At 59.6% G+C, this 19,027-nt stretch carries 15 protein-coding genes and 2 tRNA genes; 11 read left to right on the top strand and 6 right to left on the bottom strand.

What is annotated here, in order from left to right:
• Positions 1 to 27: 27 nt before the first annotated feature.
• Complete coding sequence (lysS, locus tag GSQ82_RS18815; protein ID WP_158793846.1) at positions 28 to 1,896, top strand: lysine--tRNA ligase; 1,869 nt, start codon at positions 28 to 30, stop codon at positions 1,894 to 1,896.
• A 33-nt stretch (positions 1,897 to 1,929) separates the two neighbouring features.
• Here the strand turns inward: lysS and GSQ82_RS18810 are convergent, their stop codons facing one another.
• Positions 1,930 to 2,319, bottom strand: coding sequence for a helix-turn-helix domain-containing protein (locus tag GSQ82_RS18810; protein ID WP_158793845.1), 390 nt, complete (start codon positions 2,317 to 2,319; stop codon positions 1,930 to 1,932).
• 116 nt (positions 2,320 to 2,435) lie between these two features.
• Between GSQ82_RS18810 and GSQ82_RS18805 the strand changes: the two genes are divergently transcribed.
• The gene (locus tag GSQ82_RS18805; protein WP_158793844.1) at positions 2,436 to 3,182 is read left to right on the top strand and encodes a glucose 1-dehydrogenase; all 747 of its coding nucleotides are present in this window, start codon (positions 2,436 to 2,438) and stop codon (positions 3,180 to 3,182) included.
• A gap of 104 nt (positions 3,183 to 3,286) precedes the next feature.
• Here the strand turns inward: GSQ82_RS18805 and GSQ82_RS18800 are convergent, their stop codons facing one another.
• Complete coding sequence (locus GSQ82_RS18800; protein WP_254061774.1) at positions 3,287 to 4,366, bottom strand: 1,4-beta-xylanase; 1,080 nt, start codon at positions 4,364 to 4,366, stop codon at positions 3,287 to 3,289.
• Positions 4,367 to 4,647: 281 nt separating this feature from the next.
• Positions 4,648 to 5,025: an Rrf2 family transcriptional regulator gene (locus GSQ82_RS18795; protein ID WP_158793842.1), complete on the bottom strand. Its 378-nt coding sequence runs from the start codon at positions 5,023 to 5,025 to the stop codon at positions 4,648 to 4,650.
• Between the two features lie 123 nt (positions 5,026 to 5,148).
• Between GSQ82_RS18795 and GSQ82_RS18790 the strand changes: the two genes are divergently transcribed.
• The gene (locus tag GSQ82_RS18790; protein WP_158793841.1) at positions 5,149 to 5,943 is read left to right on the top strand and encodes a TIGR00282 family metallophosphoesterase; all 795 of its coding nucleotides are present in this window, start codon (positions 5,149 to 5,151) and stop codon (positions 5,941 to 5,943) included.
• A gap of 75 nt (positions 5,944 to 6,018) precedes the next feature.
• Here GSQ82_RS18790 and GSQ82_RS18785 read toward each other — a convergent pair whose 3' ends face one another.
• Both GSQ82_RS18785 and GSQ82_RS18780 read right to left on the bottom strand, forming a co-directional pair.
• Complete coding sequence (locus tag GSQ82_RS18785; protein ID WP_158793840.1) at positions 6,019 to 7,317, bottom strand: hypothetical protein; 1,299 nt, start codon at positions 7,315 to 7,317, stop codon at positions 6,019 to 6,021.
• Positions 7,318 to 7,667: 350 nt separating this feature from the next.
• The gene (locus GSQ82_RS18780; RefSeq protein WP_158793839.1) at positions 7,668 to 7,862 is read right to left on the bottom strand and encodes a hypothetical protein; all 195 of its coding nucleotides are present in this window, start codon (positions 7,860 to 7,862) and stop codon (positions 7,668 to 7,670) included.
• A 316-nt stretch (positions 7,863 to 8,178) separates the two neighbouring features.
• On the opposite strand from GSQ82_RS18780, the gene smc reads away from it, so the two are divergent.
• From smc to GSQ82_RS18750, 6 genes are all read left to right on the top strand, one after another.
• The gene (gene smc / locus GSQ82_RS18775; RefSeq protein ID WP_158794210.1) at positions 8,179 to 12,066 is read left to right on the top strand and encodes a chromosome segregation protein SMC; all 3,888 of its coding nucleotides are present in this window, start codon (positions 8,179 to 8,181) and stop codon (positions 12,064 to 12,066) included.
• A 147-nt stretch (positions 12,067 to 12,213) separates the two neighbouring features.
• A complete protein-coding gene (locus GSQ82_RS18770; RefSeq protein ID WP_158793838.1) occupies positions 12,214 to 12,846 on the top strand; it encodes a hypothetical protein in 633 nt (210 codons plus the stop codon).
• Positions 12,847 to 12,887: 41 nt separating this feature from the next.
• Positions 12,888 to 13,802 (top strand): phosphoribosylaminoimidazolesuccinocarboxamide synthase, encoded by a 915-nt coding sequence (locus GSQ82_RS18765; protein WP_158793837.1) that lies wholly within the window; start codon positions 12,888 to 12,890, stop codon positions 13,800 to 13,802.
• Positions 13,803 to 13,807: 5 nt separating this feature from the next.
• The gene (locus GSQ82_RS18760) at positions 13,808 to 14,344 is read left to right on the top strand and encodes a CvpA family protein (RefSeq protein ID WP_158793836.1); all 537 of its coding nucleotides are present in this window, start codon (positions 13,808 to 13,810) and stop codon (positions 14,342 to 14,344) included.
• 51 nt (positions 14,345 to 14,395) lie between these two features.
• Positions 14,396 to 14,674, top strand: a complete 279-nt coding sequence (locus GSQ82_RS18755; protein WP_158793835.1) for a helix-turn-helix domain-containing protein — start codon at positions 14,396 to 14,398, stop codon at positions 14,672 to 14,674.
• 27 nt (positions 14,675 to 14,701) lie between these two features.
• Positions 14,702 to 16,675, top strand: a complete 1,974-nt coding sequence (locus GSQ82_RS18750; RefSeq protein ID WP_158793834.1) for a hypothetical protein — start codon at positions 14,702 to 14,704, stop codon at positions 16,673 to 16,675.
• On the opposite strand, the gene GSQ82_RS18745 is transcribed toward GSQ82_RS18750, so the two are convergent.
• Positions 16,650 to 18,062 (bottom strand): ATP-binding protein, encoded by a 1,413-nt coding sequence (locus tag GSQ82_RS18745; RefSeq protein ID WP_254061773.1) that lies wholly within the window; start codon positions 18,060 to 18,062, stop codon positions 16,650 to 16,652. The two genes, GSQ82_RS18750 and GSQ82_RS18745, sit on opposite strands and share 26 nt — an antisense overlap.
• A 190-nt stretch (positions 18,063 to 18,252) precedes the next feature.
• Between GSQ82_RS18745 and GSQ82_RS18740 the strand changes: the two genes are divergently transcribed.
• A tRNA-Gly gene (locus GSQ82_RS18740) sits at positions 18,253 to 18,327 on the top strand.
• Between the two features lie 66 nt (positions 18,328 to 18,393).
• Positions 18,394 to 18,468: transfer RNA gene (locus tag GSQ82_RS18735), tRNA-Cys, on the top strand.
• The last annotated feature ends 559 nt before the right edge of the window (positions 18,469 to 19,027 follow it).

Below are 19,027 nucleotides of genomic sequence, written 5' to 3'. Positions count from 1 at the left end.
TCATCACCATCAAACAAAGGACCTTCAGTGTACGAGTCGGAGTTCGAAAAAAATCTCTACCAGCAGCGCCGCGACAAGCTCAAGCAGATCGCCGACCTCGGCCAGCAGGCCTGGCCCAACAGCTACGCCTTCACCCACACCGTCCCCGAACTGCGCGCCGCCTACGACACCCTCGCCGCCGAGCAGCTCGAGGCCGACATCGCCGCTGGCAAAAAGATTGAAGTCTCCATCGCCGGCCGCATCATGGCCATCCGCGTCCAGGGCAAAGCCGGATTCGCGCAGCTCCAGCAGGGCGGCCAGCGCTTCCAGATCTACGTCCGCAAAGACGACGTCGGCGAGAGCCTCTTCGCCCTCTACAAGCTCCTCGACCTCGGCGACCACATCGGCGTCCGCGGATACCTCATGCGCACCCGCACCGGCGAACTCACCGTCCACGCCGCCCCGGTCGACGGCCAGCCCGCCCTCACCTTTCTCACCAAGGCCATGCTCGCCCTGCCCGACAAGTACCACGGCCTCGAAGACACCGAACTCCGCTACCGCCAGCGCTACGTCGACCTCTTCATGAACACCGGCGCCACCAAACCCACCGCAGCAAATGGCGCCACGAACAAAGAAGATGCGACAGAGCACTCCGTCGCGAATAATAAAGTCGCCAGCAACAAAATCGCTAGCAATGAAGATGCCAGTGATAAAGATGTCGTCATCCTGAGCGAAGCGAAGGACCCCGAGAGTATCAACCCCGCCACAACCACCAAACCCCTTTCAGCCCCCGACACTTCAGCCATAGACGCCCTCCCCAACGTCCGCGAAGTCTTCGTCAAACGCGCCGCCATCCTCCGCGCCATCCGCACCTTCTTCGACGCCCGAGGCTACCTCGAAGTCGAAACCCCCATGATGCATCAGGTCGCCGGAGGCGCAGCCGCGCAGCCCTTCACCACCCACCACAACGCGCTCGACCTCGACCTCTTCCTCCGCATCGCCCCCGAGCTATACCTCAAGCGCCTCGTCGTCGGCGGCCTCGACCGCGTCTACGAGATCAACCGCAACTTCCGCAACGAAGGCGTCAGCACCCGCCACAACCCCGAGTTCACCATGCTCGAGTTCTACCAGGCCTACGCCAACTACCACGACCTCATGCAGCTCACCGAGGAACTTGTAACCTTCGTAGCTACAGAAGTAAACGGCACCACCAAAACCACCTTCAACGGCAACGAAATCGACCTAAGCAAATGGACCAAACTCTCCATGCGCGAAGCCATCATCAAATTCTGGCCCCAAGACGCTGGATCACCCCCGACCGGTATCGCGTTCAAGGATCATGCCTCGCTAGAACCATTCGTGCAACGGCTGGACGATTTAGTCCTGAATGAGAATGATCTGGCGCAACATAAAGTCGTTTACTCAATTAAACTTGATTTGGCCTATAAGAACAGGCCACTCGGAAAGTCTATCGCAGAGCTTTTCGAGTTCCTCGCCGAACCTCACCTAATCCAACCCACCATCATCTACGACTTCCCCCTAGCCGTCAGCCCGCTCTCCAAGATCAAACCCGACGAACCCGACTGGGTCGAACGTTTCGAGTTCTACATCGGCGGCTTCGAGGTAGGCAACGCCTTCTCCGAGCTCAACGACCCCGACGACCAGCGCGCCCGCTTCGAAGCCCAGATGACCGAAAAGAATCGCGGCGACGCCGAAGCCATGGACATGGACGAGGACTACGTCCGAGCCCTCGGCTACGGCCTCCCCCCCACCGCCGGCGAAGGCATCGGCATCGACCGCCTCACCATGCTCCTCACCAACTCCAAATCCATCCGCGACGTCATCCTCTTCCCCCTTATGCGCCCCCAGGCCAAACAATCTCCCACCGAAGCCCCGCACGGAGAATCCGCCGAATAACCGCGCCAAGGAAAATAAACATCCGGGCAGACCCTAAACCTGCCCGGCCACTCTCCTCCTCGCAGCCCGCGTCTGCCCACGCTTCAACTGCCCTTCAAGCTGAATATTGTGCGCCCCCACAATCGCCCTGATCAGCCCAGGAAACCGCTGCTCGATCTCCTCACATCGCGACGCATTGTGCATCTCCACCCCACGCCGCTCCCCACGAATCAGCCCCGCCTCACGCAGCGCTTTGAAGTACAGCGACAGCGTCGACTTCGGTATCGTCTTCTCGCGGATGATCTTCGCAAAGTTCGTACAGTTATGCGTACAGTCCTGCGCCACAATCTCGGCATAGATCGCCACCCGCACCGGGTCCGACAACGCATGGAGTATCCCCTCCACCGTGATGTCTTCCACCGAAGGATGAAAAAGCGGTCGCATACTCACTAACCATACGCTCAAAATCACTTTTTGTTCATAAGTTCATATTTCCAGAACTTATGAATCCCCATTCCAATTTCACCCATCTCATGGGGAGCAGTAGATCAGGAGAACACATGAGCAAGCTCGCAGGAAAAGTTGCAGTCGTCACCGGCGCATCCAAAGGTATCGGAGCAGCCATCGCCAAATCGCTCGCCGCCGAAGGCGCATCCGTAGTCGTCAACTACGCTTCCAGCAAATCCGGTGCAGACACCGTCGTCAGCGCCATCACCGCAGCCGGCGGCAAGGCCGTTGCCGTAGGCGGAGACGTCTCCAAAGCCGCTGAAGCCAAAGGCATCATCGACGCAGCCATCAAGAACTACGGCCGCCTCGACATCCTCGTCAACAACTCCGGCGTCTACGAGTTCTCCCCCATCGAAGCCATCACCGAAGAGCACTTCCACAAGATCTTCAACGTCAACGTGCTCGGCCTTCTCCTCACCACGCAGGCCGCCGTCCCGCACCTCGGCGAAGGCGCCAGCATCATCAACATCGGGTCTGTCGTCAGCAGCCTCACCCCTCCCAATAGCTCCGTCTATACCGGGACCAAAGGCGCAGTCGATGCCATCACCGGCGTCCTCGCCAAAGAGCTCGGCGCTCGTAAGATCCGCGTCAACTCCATCAACCCAGGCATGGTCGACACCGAAGGCGCAAACGCCGCCGGCTTCATCGGCTCCGACTTTGAAAAAGGCGTCGTCGCCCAGACCCCCCTCGGCCGCGTAGGCCAGGTCGATGACATCGCCAGCATCGCCACCTTCCTTGCCTCTAACGATGCCAAGTGGCTCACCGGCGAGCTGATCCTCGCTGGCGGCGGCATCCGCTAAACCATCGTTCAAGTTGGTACAGCACTGTTGGTATAACCCCGATCTCAAGGAATCCTTCAGCCCACCGAAGCATTCCTTGAGATCACCAGTTTAAAATCGTCACACTACCTGCTTCCCCGCCCCGTCAGTTCCCGAATCAAATCCGCCTCATGCTGCCGGTAAGGCGTCCCATCCTGCCGAAACACATCATGGAACCAAACCGCAGGCTGCTGCAAAACATAAGGCCGCTGCCACGAGTCCCAAGGAAGATAAGTCTGCGTCTTCCCCGCCACCAACCCCCAGTTGATCGCCCCCACATGGTACTTCTTCGCGATCGGCAGACTCCCATCGAACGTACTTCCCGCCCCCCGCGCCATGTACTCCGTACAGATGATCGGACGATGCTGCGCCTGCAGCTCCTTGATCCGCGCCTCAAACTCCTCCGGCCATCCGTAGTTGTGAAACGTAATCACATCCGACTCCGCCAGTTGAATCTTCACCGTCCGGCTCTCCTTCGCCGGATCGCTCCAGTTCCCCGTCCACACCCCGCTCGTCAAAGGCTGCACCGGATGCACCGACCGCGCCCACGCAAACACCATCGGCAACAGCCTCTCCACGCGCGCCACCTTATCCTTCGCCTCAAGCGCATGGTAGTTGCCGCCACCCTCGTTGTCCGCCTCGTTCCACACATCCCAGCCCAGCACGCGGTCGTCGTTCGCAAACGCCCCCACCACGCCCTTCACATACGCCTCCAGCTTCGGCTCATACGCCGGATCCGTCAGCCCCTTCGTCCCCGGACTCTGCACCCAGCCAGAGTTATGCACACCCGGAATCGGAGGATGCTGTGGCCCCAGCCTCGGCTCCGGGTCCCAGCAAGAGTCGAACAGCACCAGCAGCGGACGAATGTGGTGCCTCGCCGCAATCGCCAGAAACGCATCCAGCCGGGTCTTGAACCCCTCCGGGTCCTGCTCCCACAACTGGTCCTGCAGAAACACCCGCATCGTATTCATCCCGATGCCCTCAGCCAGACCCAGCTCCCTGTCGTTCAACGCCGGGTTGAACGTTGCTGCCTGAAACATCTCAAACTGGTTGATCGCGTCCGAAGGCACGTAGTTCGCTCCCACCAGCCAGGGCTGCTCCGCGTACCAGGCGTTCGCCTTCACCTCGGTCCACCGCGCCGGTCCCGCCGCCTGCATTGAAACCATCGGGAATATCCAGACAAAAAGCAAAAAACCAACTAGACGACGCATCAAAGTCCTTCCCGAAAAATAAATCCTAAATTCATGGCGTACTTTTCAGCTTCAAAAAAGTGACCGCTAGGCAACCACCTTCACCACGCAAATCACACCTGTTTACCACCACAAACCATCTCAAAAACATCACTTTTTCCAAAACACCCTTCAAAAACACCAGCAAAAACAGCGAAACCCTGGCTCGCACCAGGGCCACTTTTTTTGCAAAAAAATCTGCAACATTTACTCAAAAATTACTTCGTCTTCTTCAGCCTCTTCACCACGCCCGACATCGTGTGCTCGTTCATCGCCGCCACCGCATCGCCGCGCACCTTCTTCATCAGCGCCGTCACCGCATTGTCCTCCAGGCTCAACCAGTCGCCGGCGGTCGCCTCAAACACATCGCCCAGCCCAATCTGTTTGGCCGGAAGCTTCAGCTTCGCACCGCCGTGCGGCCCTTTTTTCTGCTCGATCAGGCCCGCTTTATGCAGCAGCAGAAACGTTCTCCGCACCATCACGGCGCTCTCCGTCAGCGCCTCCGCAATTGCCGACGACGTATGCATCGCATCCGGCTCACTCGCCAGCACCGCCAACACCCGTACGCTCAACTGAAACCGCCCACTCTGTGCCATGCAAAAAAACTACCACACCCGGGCAGCCTATGCGCCGCCGAACACTGATGATTTTGCCGCGAAATGCGCACCTCCGCGCCAATCGCAGACTCCGCGTCATCCACGCCCGTGTAAACTTTTAAGGTGAATATTCTTTTTGTCGGCGATGTCTTTGGCTCCGCCGGCCGCCACATCGTCCGCGAACATCTCCCCCATGTCCTCGAAACCAACGCCGTCGATCTCCTCGTCATCAACGGAGAAAACTCCGCCGGCGGATTCGGCATCACCCCCTCCATCGCAGAAGAGTTATTCGACCTCGGCGCCCACGTCATCACCACCGGCAATCACATCTGGGACAAGCGCGAGATCTTCGAGTACATGACCGTCCCCGCCGACTCCCACGTCCGCGGCCGCCGCGTCATCCGCCCCGCCAACTACGCCGTCGGCACACCCGGCTTCGGCGTCTATCAGGGTGAACTTCCCAACGGCCAAAGCTACGCCGTCATGAACCTCCAGTGCCGCGTCTTCATGTCCTCCTGCGACGACCCCTTCCGCAAAGCCGACGAGCTCCTCAGCAAGATCACCGCAAAAGTCATCCTCCTCGATCTGCACGGCGAAGCTACATCGGAAAAAGTAGCCTTGGGCTGGTACCTCGACGGCCGCATCACCGCGCTGCTTGGCACCCACACCCACATCCCCACCGCCGACGAGCGCATCCTGCCCAACGGCACCGCATACCAGACCGACGTCGGCATGTCCGGTCCCTATGACTCCGTCATCGGCGTCGAAAAAGAACTTGTGCTCGCCCGCTTCCTCACCGGAATGCCCGGCAAATTCGAGCCCGCCAAGGGCAATCCCAAGATGTGCGCCGCGCTCATCTCCTGCGACGGAGCCACTGGCCGCGCCCACCGCATCCAGCGCATCATGCTCGGCGAATAGAGCTTTCTTCACGCAGCAAACGTAAAAGAGGCAGCCCGCAAAGGCTGCCTCTTTCGTTTGTCTGATACCGCTTGTTTAGCGATGCGTCGTGTGATGCACCGGAGCCTTCTTCGGCTCGACCACCGCGCCATCGCTCATCGTGATCATGATCGGGCTGGGGGTAAAGGAAGCATAGGTTCCAGTCAGCGTTACCTTCGCTCCAACAGCAGGAGGCGTCTTCAACGGCTCCTTCAGCTGGAAGGTGAAGTCGGCTGTCTTCGACTGAACAGCATCGTCAGAGACCGCAACCTGAATCGAGGTATCGTTCACCGCGATCACAGTCGTATCCGGGAACTGGACCGACTTGCCCTTGACGGTATCCCAAACCTTTGCGGCATCCTCAGGCTTGCCATTGGCAAGGATGAACTCCTTGTCGCTGACGGCCAGCGTCGACAGGTCCGGAGTGCTTGCAATCACCTGCGCCACAATGTCAGACGGTGAAGGAGCAGGCTTGATCTTGAAGTCAGCTGGAGGATCCAAGTTCGTCTGAACCGCAGCCGTCACAGCTTCGTAACCATCGTCTGCGCCGTGGTACTTCTTGTAGCAATACTTTGCCAACGGAAGCATCTGGCTCTTGTATGGCTCCGGTGCAAACGCAGCCGCACGCGAGGCATACCAGGTGCAGTTCACGTAGTCAGGCGGCGTCTGCTGGTAGTAGGCCTGACCGAGCGTGTAGGTGTCCTGCAGGATGGGACCGGGTACCTGTGTCTGCGCAACAGGAACGCTGCCCAGCTCCGCCTTGTAGCTCGTGATCGCAGCCGCTGAGTCTTTCTTGTTCAGGGCATCTTCAGCAACCGCACTGTCGAAGACCGGCGTCGCCGCGCCCTTGAGCTTGGCAAAGTCGTCATCGCTCATCTCCGCCGGCTTGGTGGTAACCGCCAGCCCCTTCTGAGCGTAGGACGCAGCGGCATCCAGGTCAGCCTGCTTTGTGGCAGGATCCGTCGCCTGCTCCCCATCCTGTTTGCGGAAGTACACCTCGAACGTCAGGGCGCGCATATTTGTCGGATCCACCTGGAGCAGACGGTCAGCCGCATCCACGGTCTTCTTCGGATCGAACGAGCTGTAAGCCAGCATCAGCTGTTCCAGCGTAGCGGCCTTGACTGCGGACTGCGGATAGGCCGTCAGGTAAGCCTCTATGGCAGGGGCCTTCGTCTGCGGCGTTGTCTGTGTAATTGCATTGTTGTACGCGGCATACTCAGCCGCGGACATTTGAACGCCGCCGCTTGAGGCTTGCGCATTGGAGCCTAGGTTGACCTGACTCTGTGCTACTGCGATACCTGCAAGACCTGTAGCGCTAGCGACCGCCAGGAGAGACGCAACGACTGCCTTCTTCATTCCACACTCCTCAGTAAATCTTTCTTTCAAAATGTGTCACCGATGCTTCCGGGGTCACTTGGATGTACGACGAAGCACTGCCTGATCATAGAGCATCAGGCTGTAGTCTTCACCGTGCCCGACCCTTCGGTCAAGCGATAGAAGTGTTCTTGGCATCTCGGGATGATGATGCGGATTATAGAAACGCTGTTGCTCAAAGGCAAGCCAAACCCCAATTTGCCCTACTCAGATGTGACTTCCGCATAGGCAAATAGTTACATCTTCCCTATCGGCAGATCGACGTCAAACACAAAAAAAGAGCTGCCCGGACAATATCCATCGCCCAGGGCAGCCCATCAACCAACCTCAACTTACTTATGTGCGGTCGATTTGTGATGAGCGTCGGTCGAATGATCGTGCGCCGTGGTTGAGTGTTCGTGCGCCTTCGCCGAATGCTCGTGGGCGGCCTGGTGATCGCCATTCGCGTGGTGCTCGGCTGCTGCGTGGTGGGCCTTCGCTGCGTGCTCGTGATGCTCTGCTGCCTTCTTGTGTGCGTCGTGTGCCATGGTGATCCCCTTTGTGAAACGTTGATTAGTTACACCGCGACCCTATGCCCCCTGTGCTTCAATCAGTCTCAATTTGTGTTAATTTCCATGCAGATTCCTCGGCACACCACCCAACTGCCTGCCTGACGGCTCCAAAATAATCCAACTTCAGTGGAATCCGGCTCGAACTGCCCATTTATAGTGTTTCGCCCGTCTTATCCACAACAGGTGGTGTTGTTACCGTTGATTCCGCGCCCAACCGCAGCTAAAGTTGAATCAGTCTTACCACCAGGGCGAATCCTATCCAAACTCCCTGATTCGTCCCGCAGAGGTGCCATTGCTCAAGCTCAAGAAAGTTCAGATCCTCGGCTTCAAGTCCTTCTGCGATCGCACCGAGGTCCAGCTCTCCGGCGAGGGCATCGCCGCCATAGTTGGCCCTAACGGCTGCGGCAAATCCAACATCTCCGACGCCATCACCTGGGTCCTCGGCGAGCAGTCGGCCAAGAGCCTCCGCGGCATTAAGATGGAGGACGTCATCTTCGCCGGTACACGCGACCGCAAGCCGACCGGCATGGCGGAGGTCTCGCTCACCCTCGTCGACCCCGAAGTCTACGACGGCGCCAGCCTGCAGGAGTTGCCTGAGATCGTCATCGACGAGAGTCTTCCCACCGACTGGGATGAGACCGCCTTCCGCCAGGATCGCGCAGAGGAGACCGAAGAGGCCGTAGCCGAAGCCCAGCCCGGCACCGTCATCGAGGGCGAAGCCAAGGGACCTCACATCCTCCCGCCGCCCACAGAGGCAGACGCCGCCGCTGAACTGGCCAATCCGAACAACGTCGTCCTCAAGATCCGCCGCCGCAAGTTTGGCCGTGCGCCCGTCCGCGCCGGTGAACTCACCATCACACGGCGCCTCTTCCGCTCCGGGGACAGCGAATATCTCCTCAACGGGAAGATCTGCCGTCTACGCGACATTCAGGACATCTTCATGGGCACCGGTCTTGGCGGAGAGTCTTACGCCATCATCGGACAGGAGCGCATCGGACAACTGCTCTCCGCCAAGCCTCACGACCGCCGCTCCATCATCGAAGAGGCCGCCGGCATCACCCGCTTCAAGACCAAGAAACGCCTCGCAGAGCTGCGCCTTGAATCGGCCCGCCAAAACCTGGCCCGCGTCAACGATATCTTTGACGAAGTCACACGGCAGATGACCACCCTGAAGCGTCAGGCAGCCAAAGCCGAACGCTATGGTTCCCTGCGCGACGAGCTTCGCACTCGTCTCCGCGTCGTTCTCGCCAGCCGCATGTCGCAGCTCGACTCCGAGCAGGCCGCCACCACGGAGAAGATCACCGCCCTCGCCTCCCAGATCGACGCCCAGGCCACCACTGTCGAAGCCATGGACGCTGAGCACACCGCAGGCGTCGCTACCGGCTACACGCTCGACCAGCAGATTCGCGAGGCCGGAGCCCAGGCCAACCAGTCCGCCGTGGAGCTGGAACGCATCACCGCCCGCACCGCCGCCAACGCCGACCGCATCAGCGAGCTGACTAATCGCCTCGCCACCGGGGTGGACGATCTCGCGCAAGCTCGCGAGCAACTTGCCGGCCTCTCGGGTGAGCTCGAACAGCATCGCAACTTCCTGGAAAACGCCACAGCCGAGACCAACGGCTCCCGCGATGCCGCACAGAGCCATCAGGCTCAGGTCCAGGAGGCCGCACGCTCCGTCGCCGCAGGCGAGCAGCAGGCCGAGCAGAATCGCCGCTCCACCATGCAGCTCGTCCAGCGCATCTCCCAGACACGCAACGAACAGGCACAGGCCGAAGCCGCACTCGCCGGTCTCGACCGCGAAGCCGAACGTCTCCTGTCCGAGTCCGATATCGCCAGACAGGAGCTTGAAACCCTCGGCCTCCAGCGCGGCCAGGTCAAGATGTCCTTTGAATCCGTCACCGAACGGTTGAAGCGCCTCGAAGCCGAGATCGCCGAACTCCGCCTTGAGATCGAAGCCAGCCGTGGCGAAGAGTCCCAGTCCAAGCGGCGCGGCGACCAGCTGCGTGGCGAGGTCGCTGCTCTCACCGGCCGGCGCGGCTCTCTCGAAGCCCTCATCCGCGAGCACAGCTACTCCACCGACACCGTTCGCAACCTCTTCAAGACCGACGCCTACAAGCAGAACACCGACGGCATGGCTCCCGTGGGCACGCTCGCCGATTTCCTAGAGGTCGACGGCAAGTACGAAAATGTCGTGGACGAGTTCCTTCGCGACGAGCTCAACTACGTCGTCGTCAAGAGCTGGGACGCGGCCAACGCCGGTATGCATCTGCTTCAGACCGACGTCACCGGACGCGCCACGTTCCTCGTTCACCCAAACGACTCACAGGCGAACTTCGCCTTTGCGGAGGGCATGGAGAGTGCGGCCCAGACCGAGATCAGCGGCATCGAAGGCGTGATTCCGCTCAAGGAGTGCATCCGCGTCCTCGACGGCTTCGGCAAATCGCTTGAGGTCATCCTGCCCAAGCTGCGTGAGGGCTTCGTCGCGCCCGACTCCTACACGGCCCGCTCCCTCGCGCTCTCGAACCCCCAGGCTTTCTTCCTCTCCCCCACCGGCGAGACCTTCCACAACGTCACCGTCACCGGTGGCCGTCCGCGCACCCAGGGTCCTCTGGCTCTCAAGCGCGAACTCGCTGAAGTTCAGCAGAAGCTCGAAAAAGCCGAGCAGGAGCTGACCCAGACAGACCTCCATACCGCCGAGCTTCAACATCAGATCGCCGCCTTCAATGCATCCATCGAAGGCAAGACCCACGAACGTCGAGACGCCGAGCGCGAGTCCGCCAACTCCGGCGCAGCTCTCCGCCAGATGGAGTCCGAGGTCGCCCGCATCGAGCGCCGCCTGCAGGACTGGGCTCTCACCACCGAGCGCAACCGTGAAGCGCGCACTCAAAAAGCAGACCTCATCTCACGCCGTCAACAAGAAGCAACCGCCTTTGAGAACGAGCGCGCCACCCTCGAAGCCAGCCTCGCCGCGCTCCAGGAGCAACTGGAGGAGCTGCGTGGCCGCCGCGAAGAGCTTCAGGAGTCCGCAGCAGCAGCCTCCGCCGCGCTCGCCGGTCTGGAAGAACGCCGCCGGAACGCAGCTGCCAACTTCGAGCAGACGACACGCCTCTACAACGGCCAGAACCAGCGCATTCAGCAACTCGACCAACAGCTCGCCTCCGCCGGCGCAGAGAAAGTTCGCCGCGAAGAAGAAACCTCGGCCCTCGCCGTCCAGCACGCGGAGCTCGCCGAACTTCGCGCCACCGCAGTTGCTGAGGGAGCGCGTCTCACCGCCCAGGCCTCCGAACTACGCACCGCAATGACTGAGCTCGACGGCCGACTCCGCACACTGCGTCACGAGACCGAAGCTCTCCGCGAACAGCGCGCCGCCCTCACCGCCCGCGCCGCCAAGCTCGCCTCCGACATCGAACACATCGATGCCACCTGCCTCAACGATCTCGGCGCCGAGGCCATCACACTCCGCGAAGATCAGACCATCGCCCGCATCGAGGGCGACGATCTCCATACTCAGGAAGAGGAGTCTCGCGCCCTCAAACAGAAGCTCGAGGCGATGGGTCCCGTCAACATGATGGCCCTCGACGAGTACAACGAGACGGTCACACGTCACAGCTTTCTCGAAACCCAGCGCAAGGATCTCCTTGACTCGATCGAAAATACGCAGGCCTCCATCAAGGAGATCGACGATGTCTCGCGTCTGAAGTTCGACGAGGCCTTCGCCGTCATCAATGAGAACTTCTCCGTCACCTTCACCAAGCTCTTCGGTGGCGGCCAGGCATTCATGAAGCTCACCGACGCCGAGAACTCCAACGAGAGCGGCATCGACATCGTGGCCTCGCCGCCGGGCAAGAAGCTGCAGAACATTCTTCTTCTCTCGGGCGGAGAAAAAGCTCTAACCGCGCTCTCTCTCCTCGTCGGAATCTTCCAGTTCCAGCCAGCGCCGTTCTGCATCCTGGACGAGGTCGATGCCCCGCTCGACGAGACCAACGTGGGCCGCTTCGCCAAGCTCATCCACGACATGAGCGCAACGACTCAGTTCGTCGTCATCACCCATAGCAAACGCACCATGGCCCAGGCCGACGTTATCTACGGGGTCACCATGCAGGAACCCGGTGTCTCGAAGATCGTCAGCGTCAACCTCAGCCGTCGCGACTCCACGGAGAACCGCCGCGCCGTCGCCTAACAGCCGACAACCCACATTCCCTTTGCGCAGCTGGAGCGGATTCTCACTCGCTCCAGCTTTTTTTCACAATCGCCCTGACCTGCTGTCGTAGTTCCAAAGTCCTCAAAGCCATTCGTTCTTCCGCGAAAACGGCTAATCTACCAATGTATGCACATTCCGATCACAATTGCTGCCCTGGTTCTGCTGACGGCAGCGATGCTTCTTCTGCGGATCTTCTGGACGCGCCTCACTCCTCGCTTGAGAGTCTTTCTCGTTCGTGGGGCAATCGCGATGGCTGCACTCCACGTTTTTTTCGTCGTCACGCGATGGGGCACCTCGTTAACCTACGTGAACGTCATCATCAACTGGTTCGCCATCGCCGGCTACGTGCTTCTGGTCATGCTCTTCTCCCGCATCTCGCCCCGCTGGCTCACCTCGTTGAGCGCGGCCGTTCTCCTCGCTCCTTTATTTACAACCAGCGTCCTGCTCCCCCTCACCATGATCTTTCAGCCAGGCATCATTCCGGCAATCCCCATCGGCAACAATCTGTACTACAAGGTGGCGCAGTGGAGTAACAACGGCGAAGGCAACTCAGGCGTCGACCTCGATGTCCTCTACCGTCCACCCTTCGCTCCCTTCCTCAGCCGCAGGGTCCAAAGCCAACCCTTCAACACGCAGGAGTGCAACGCATACGCAGCCTCCGCCCTGCTGGGCCCGCGTCCTCGAACCGTCATCGCCCGCTGTCCGCACTGGCCCACCCAGCCCGTCGGCGCAGAAGACAAACTCCTGCAGCTTCGCTAACTCCAATTGATCTCATCCAAAGAGGTGGTACCTTCAACGTGATGCAAACAGCCCTCATTCAAACCGAACTTGGCGACCTTCCCCTCACCGCCCGCGGCAAGGTCCGCGACATCTATGCGCTCCCCGACGATCGCCTCCTCTTCGTCGCCAGCGACCGCATCTCCGCCTTCGACCACGTCCTCGGCAGTGGGATTCCCGACAAGGGAAAGATACTCACCCAGCTCTCGCTCTTCTGGTTCGACCTGCTCCGGCCCATCGTTCCTAACCATCTCATCACCCCTAAGGTCGCCGAGTTCCCCGCCGAGTTGCAGCCGTACCAAGCTCAACTGGAAGGCCGCAGCATGCTCGTGAAACGTGCCCAGATGTTTCCCGTGGAGTGCGTCGTCCGCGGCTATCTCTCCGGCTCAGGATGGAAGGACTACCAGCAGACCGGCTCCATCTGCGGCATCAAGCTCCCTGCCGGCCTCCGCGAATCGGATCCCCTGCCCGAACCCATCTTCACCCCCGCCGCCAAGATCAACACCGGCGGCCACGACGAAAACATCTCCTACGCAACCGTGGAGCAGACCATAGGCGCAGCCCACGCCGACGCGCTCCGCGACCTCACGCTCAACATCTACACCGCAGCCACGAAGCACGCGGCCAGCAAGGGCCTTATTCTCGCCGACACAAAGTTCGAGTTCGGCCTCATCCAGAACGAAAACGGCGACAGCCAGATCATCCTCGCCGACGAGGTGCTCACTCCCGACTCCTCCCGTTACTGGCCCGCGGACACCTACAACCCCGGCGGCCCGCAACCCTCTTTCGACAAACAATACGTCCGCGACTACCTCGAAGCCATTCACTGGAACAAGCAGGCACCCGCACCCGCGCTCCCGGACGAGGTCGTCTCCCGCACCCGTGAAAAGTATCTCGAGGCCTTCCGCCTCATCACCGGCCGCGCCGACCTCGACTGAATCGCATGAGCCTCTTCGATTGGTTTTTAATCGCCATCCTGGCCTACTCCATCGTAGTGGCCTTCATGCGCGGCATCATTCTGGAGCTCTTCTCTCTCGGCGGCCTCATCGCCGGAGTTCTGATAGCGAGCTGGAACTACAACCACCTCGCCGTCTTCTTCCAGCGCCTCATCACCACGCCGGCGATCGCGGATATCGTTGCCTTTCTGATCATCGTCGTCGCCGTCATGCTGCTCAGCGCCATCCTGGGCAGGCTGTTCAACCGAACCGCTCACGCCATCGGCCTCGGTTTCTTCGACCGCATCCTGGGCGCCTTCTTCGGCTTTGTCCGCGGTTGCCTGCTTGGGGTCGCCATTCTAATGGCCTTCGCCGCGTTTCTGCCGAATTCTGCCTGGACCAAAAATTCTAAGCTAACTCCCTATTTCCTTGCGGGGGCTCATGCGGTATCCTTCGTTGTACCTCACGACCTTCAGCAGCAGATTCTGGACGGCGCCGCACACCTCAAGCACAACGCGCCCAATTGGATCAAACCGCTCCGGTAGAGGCACAATGAGAGAGCGGGTCCGGAACGTGACCGCCAGCGAGGACTAACTTTGAAGCGCGAATTGGATGGCTTGATTACGCAGATGCACAGCGCCGGCGTCTCCTACACGGAGGCCGTTCGCCAATTCAAGAAGCGCTACATCCTGGAAGTCCTCGCACATCACAAGGGGAACCAGTGTAAAGCCGCCGAAGAACTTGGCATGCACCGCAACACCCTCAGCCGCACCCTGGCCGAGCTCGATATGGACACCGCGCAGATTCGCAACGGAATGCGTCGTCCCCCCAGAAGCGAACGTCCTCACATTCAAAGCATCGCCAGCGCCCGTTAGCCTCTGGCGACGTCTAATTAGCAGTCGATGAGATCTGTCTTCCAGCCTCGTGCATTCAGCATCACAGGATGCACTGCTGCGCTCGTCATCTGCAGCCTCACATTCACCACGCTGGCGCAGTCCCCGACTCCCCCACTGCCTCAAACGACTGCTATCGCACCGCCGCCAACCGCGAAGGACAAGACCCCAGACAAGATCCCGGACAACTCCTCCGGCAGTCCCTCGAAACACCAGGCCCAGGCCGCGGAGGACGCCTATCTGGATGGAGCGCGTCTAGTCGGGCGCAACGACCTCGCCGCAGCCGAGATCCAATTCAGCAAAGCCATCAAGCTCAACCCATCCAACCGCGATTACGCCCTGGCGCTTGCCGTCATCCATGAGCGCCGGATCACCGCACTCGTGCAACAGGCCGGTAAGGCTCGCCTGCTTGGCCAAAAGGAGAAGGCCAACACACTCCTTGCCGAAGCCAGCCTTCTCGATCCGCAGAACGATATCGTTACAGAGCATCTGGATCAGGGCACGCATCCTGCAATATTCCACCCCGAGATTGAACCCTGGATTCGCGACAGCCCAGCCCCTGCCGGTCCGATTACCCTTCTGCCGAAGTCCGACCCTCAAAGCTTCCATCTCCACGCCAGCGAGCAGGACGTCATCCGCCAGGTGCTCTCCGGCTACGGCGTCCGCGCCGTCTTTGACGACTCCGTGGAGCATGAGAGTCTTCGTTTCGATCTGGACAACTCTCCCTACACCGAGGCCGTACCCGTCCTTCTCAATATGGCGCATCTCTTCGCCGTCCCGCTCGACTCCTCCAGTGTGATCATCTCTAAGGACACGCCGGAGAACCGCGAACGGTTCGAGCGCATGTTGCAGGAAACCATCTACATCCCCGGCATGACCAACGAGCAGATGGACGAGCTCGGGAATGTGGTGCGCAATGTCTTCGACGTCAAACAGATCACCGTGGACAAAATCTCCGGCAATCTGGTCCTTCGCGCCCCCCAGGAGACCCTCACCTACATCAACCTCACCCTCGCCGACCTGATCGACGGAGGCAGCGAGGTGATGATCGAGTTGAAGCTGTACTCCATCGATAAAAGCAACGAGCGAAACATCGGTGCGCAGGTTCCCACACAGGTTGGAATCTACAACGTCGCCTCCTCAGCCCAGAATCTTGTTACAGCCAATCAAAGCATCGTTAATCAGGCGATCGCGCAAGGTCTCATTCCAGCGAACGCGAGCAGCCTCGCCATCGCCCTTGCCCTCATCGCCTCCGGCCTTGTCCAAAGCGCGCTCCTTTCAAGTACTCTTGGCTTCTTTGGAGGCGGCATAACGACAACCGGCGTGACCATCAATCAAAATCCAACCTTCAATCTCTCGCTCACCGCCAGCGAGACCCGCGCGCTCGACGATATTCAACTTCGCGTAGCCGATCGCCAGTCCGCCACCTTCCGCGTCGGCGACAAATACCCGATCACCACCGCCACCTACTCCAGTGGCCTGACCGGCAGCGCCTCCTCTCTCGCCGGGGTATCGATCAATGGCGTGAGCGCCTCCAGTCTGCTGAACTCCGCCGCCGGCAGTGCCGCCACCATTCCCGAGATCCAGTATGAAGATCTCGGCCTGACATTGAAGGCCACCCCGAGCGTACAGAAGTCAGGCGCCATCAGACTTCACATCGACCTCAAGATCGAAGCCCTGACCGGCGGCTCCATATCGGGCATCCCTATTCTCAACAGCCAGCAGTTCACCTCGGATGTAACCCTCGATGACGGAGAGACCGCGTTGATGGCTAGCAGCGTAAGCAAATCACAAGCCGCCAGCATAGGTGGACTCGCTGGCCTAGGCGAACTGCCGGGATTTCAAACCGCTGTCGCCGACAAAGACGCCACTGTAGATTCGAGTGAGCTCATCCTCCTCGTCACCCCGCACATCACACGACGTCGCTCCAACCTCTCCGCCGGACCCCGTATCGCCATCAACCTGCCGGAGCCTCCAAGTTAGGACTGCCATCTACCGGTAGCCACACCGTAAACACGGTGCCATGCCCGACTCCCCGGCGCGTCCTTACCTGAATACGCCCACCATGTTTCTCCACAATTCCCTTACTCACCCAAAGGCCAAGACCAGTCCCCGTATGCTCCTTCGTCGTCTGGAACGGTTCGAAGAGACGAGCCGCGATCTCCGTATGGATCCCCTCGCCAGTATCCGCAACCGTCAGGCGCACACCCGCCTCGCCTGTACGCCTATCTGCTTCAGGATGCAGCCGCACCAACAAGCGCCCCCCTTTACCCATCGCATCCAAAGCGTTCCTCACCAGATTGTTCATCACCTGGCGAATCTCCCCTTCCAGACACAAAACCAGCGGCGTCTCAGTCAGCTTCAAGTCCATCTCGATGGATCTCACCATGGTCCGCCCCGTATACAGATACATCACGGTACGCACTAACTCCGCCAGATCCACCTTCGTCGGTTTGCTGTGCTGCCTATGGAACCGCAGTGTCTGCAGCGTAATCTCGGTCACCCGCGCAAGCTCCTGCTGCGCCAGTGCCGCATACTGTTGCACATCCTGCATCTCATGAGACTGACGAATCAGATACAGCAGATTTGTGATCGACTCAAGCGGATTGTTGATCTCATGCGCAATCGACGACGCCAACTGGCCCACCGCCGCCAGCTTCTCAGACTTCCGCAACGCATCGTCCTGCCGCCGTGCCTGCGTCACATCCATATTTACCGCAACACCACCAACCACCCGCCCCTTAAGAACAATCGGCGTGCCTGTGCTCTGAACCCATCCAAAAGACGTATGCGCCGTCTCAGTCGATGACTCCCCTGCAAACGCCCGCTCAAGCGTCTTCAACTCCAGCGGAAACCTATCCCCATTCATCGCCCTCGCTGCTTCATTTGTTCGCACTTCGGCTCCGCCGGCGGCTACATAAACGCCCTGCGGCATACTCTCTATCACCGCATCCAGCTCTGCCGCGGCCTGCTCATACGCTCGGCGCATCTCCTCCCGCTCCTCCTCAAGCTCAGGCAGTTCGCGAAAGGTGATCACAACTCCCTCCACGCGCCCTTCAGCTATTACGGGATGCGCCGACAGCTCCGCGATAAACGGACGCCCATCTTTCCGAAACATCGTGTCCGTCGTGCGGTGTAGCGGCTTATTCTTTCTCACTACGTCATAGATCGGACACTCGGAGTCGGGAAACGGCCGTCCATCCGAGTAATGATGATGTACGAGGTCGTGCATATTCTCCCCTACAAACTCATCGAAGGAGAAACCAAACATATCCATTGCACTACGATTGGCAAAGGTACAGTTTCCCTCCCGGTCCAACCCGCATATTCCCTCGCCTGCGGAGTCCAGCAGAGCCTGCCAGTGTTGCATCTGCCCCTCCTCTGATAAAGGATCTGCTTTCATTCGCCTACCCCGATAGCCCTTCTAACTACGATCCCGTCAACAGTTCTGATGCAGGTTTTCCGCCTTCCGTTCAGAGCGATTGTCACAACATTCCACAGCAACGTCGGTTAACGCGTTGACCTCAGGGAACATGGCCGCTATACTTGAACTTGTACGAGCGGGAGTAGCTCAGTGGTAGAGTGCTTCCTTGCCAAGGAAGATGTCGCCGGTTCGACCCCGGTCTCCCGCTCCAAATAAAGTCCAGCCTGCGATACACTTCTCCTACAACCCAGCAGGGCGGAAGTTATGGCCGACCCGGGGCGCGGTACCCAAGTGGTAAGGGAGAGGTCTGCAAAACCTTTATGCGTCGGTTCGATCCCGACCCGCGCCTCCAAAATTTCCCTAATAATGTCAATAAAACCAGCAGATTAGGCTGATTTGGGCACACCTTCACAGGTGTGCCTTCTTAGCGAATATTCGTGCCTTTTCTGCAATTTTCGTCTTCTTTCGCGCTGGGGGGCGGACCAAAAGCGGACGGAGATCCGCCCCCTTTGAGACAGCTAAAAACGCCAGTACGCTGGGGCTGAACCCGAGCACCCAAGGGCTCGTTTTTCAGTTGGACGGGGAGGCCATCGCAGGAGATGTTTAGGAAGAAAGAGCCGGGTCGTTACCGCTGGGAAGGCGACGCGTCCGCTGCTTCGCTTCCCCACCTTGCGATCGAAACGCTTCATCACCGCTTTCCTGTACTCGGGTAGCTATACGCGCCAGCAAGAGATTCGATCGCTGATAGATCGAGAGTGAACTCCGCGATGTTTTTGAAGGGATTGGGGAGCTGCCACACTTCAGCGGCAGGACTATGAAAGGTATATCCAACTGTTGCAGGCTTTCGGATACTCACCTTGACGGCAGATTCACTATTGAGGATCGAGTTGATGTGCTTCTTGGCGGCATCA

This window comes from Granulicella sp. L60, assembly GCF_009765825.1.
GTDB lineage: Bacteria > Acidobacteriota > Terriglobia > Terriglobales > Acidobacteriaceae > Edaphobacter.
This window is presented reverse-complemented; position numbering and strand designations above follow the sequence as displayed.

Bases quoted from the DNA above. Each gene is read 5' to 3' on its own strand.
- GSQ82_RS18770 (WP_158793838.1), top strand. From the start codon at position 12,214: ATGCACATTCCGATCACAATTGCTGCCCTGGTTCTGCTGACGGCAGCG.
- GSQ82_RS18795 (WP_158793842.1), bottom strand. From the start codon at position 5,025: ATGGCACAGAGTGGGCGGTTTCAGTTGAGCGTACGGGTGTTGGCGGTG.
- GSQ82_RS18750 (WP_158793834.1), top strand. From the start codon at position 14,702: ATGAGATCTGTCTTCCAGCCTCGTGCATTCAGCATCACAGGATGCACT.
- GSQ82_RS18805 (WP_158793844.1), top strand. From the start codon at position 2,436: ATGAGCAAGCTCGCAGGAAAAGTTGCAGTCGTCACCGGCGCATCCAAA.
- GSQ82_RS18745 (WP_254061773.1), bottom strand. From the start codon at position 18,062: ATGCAACACTGGCAGGCTCTGCTGGACTCCGCAGGCGAGGGAATATGC.
- GSQ82_RS18765 (WP_158793837.1), top strand. From the start codon at position 12,888: ATGCAAACAGCCCTCATTCAAACCGAACTTGGCGACCTTCCCCTCACC.
- GSQ82_RS18810 (WP_158793845.1), bottom strand. From the start codon at position 2,319: ATGCGACCGCTTTTTCATCCTTCGGTGGAAGACATCACGGTGGAGGGG.
- GSQ82_RS18780 (WP_158793839.1), bottom strand. From the start codon at position 7,862: ATGGCACACGACGCACACAAGAAGGCAGCAGAGCATCACGAGCACGCA.
- GSQ82_RS18785 (WP_158793840.1), bottom strand. From the start codon at position 7,317: ATGAAGAAGGCAGTCGTTGCGTCTCTCCTGGCGGTCGCTAGCGCTACA.
- GSQ82_RS18760 (WP_158793836.1), top strand. From the start codon at position 13,808: ATGAGCCTCTTCGATTGGTTTTTAATCGCCATCCTGGCCTACTCCATC.
- GSQ82_RS18800 (WP_254061774.1), bottom strand. From the start codon at position 4,366: ATGGTTTCAATGCAGGCGGCGGGACCGGCGCGGTGGACCGAGGTGAAG.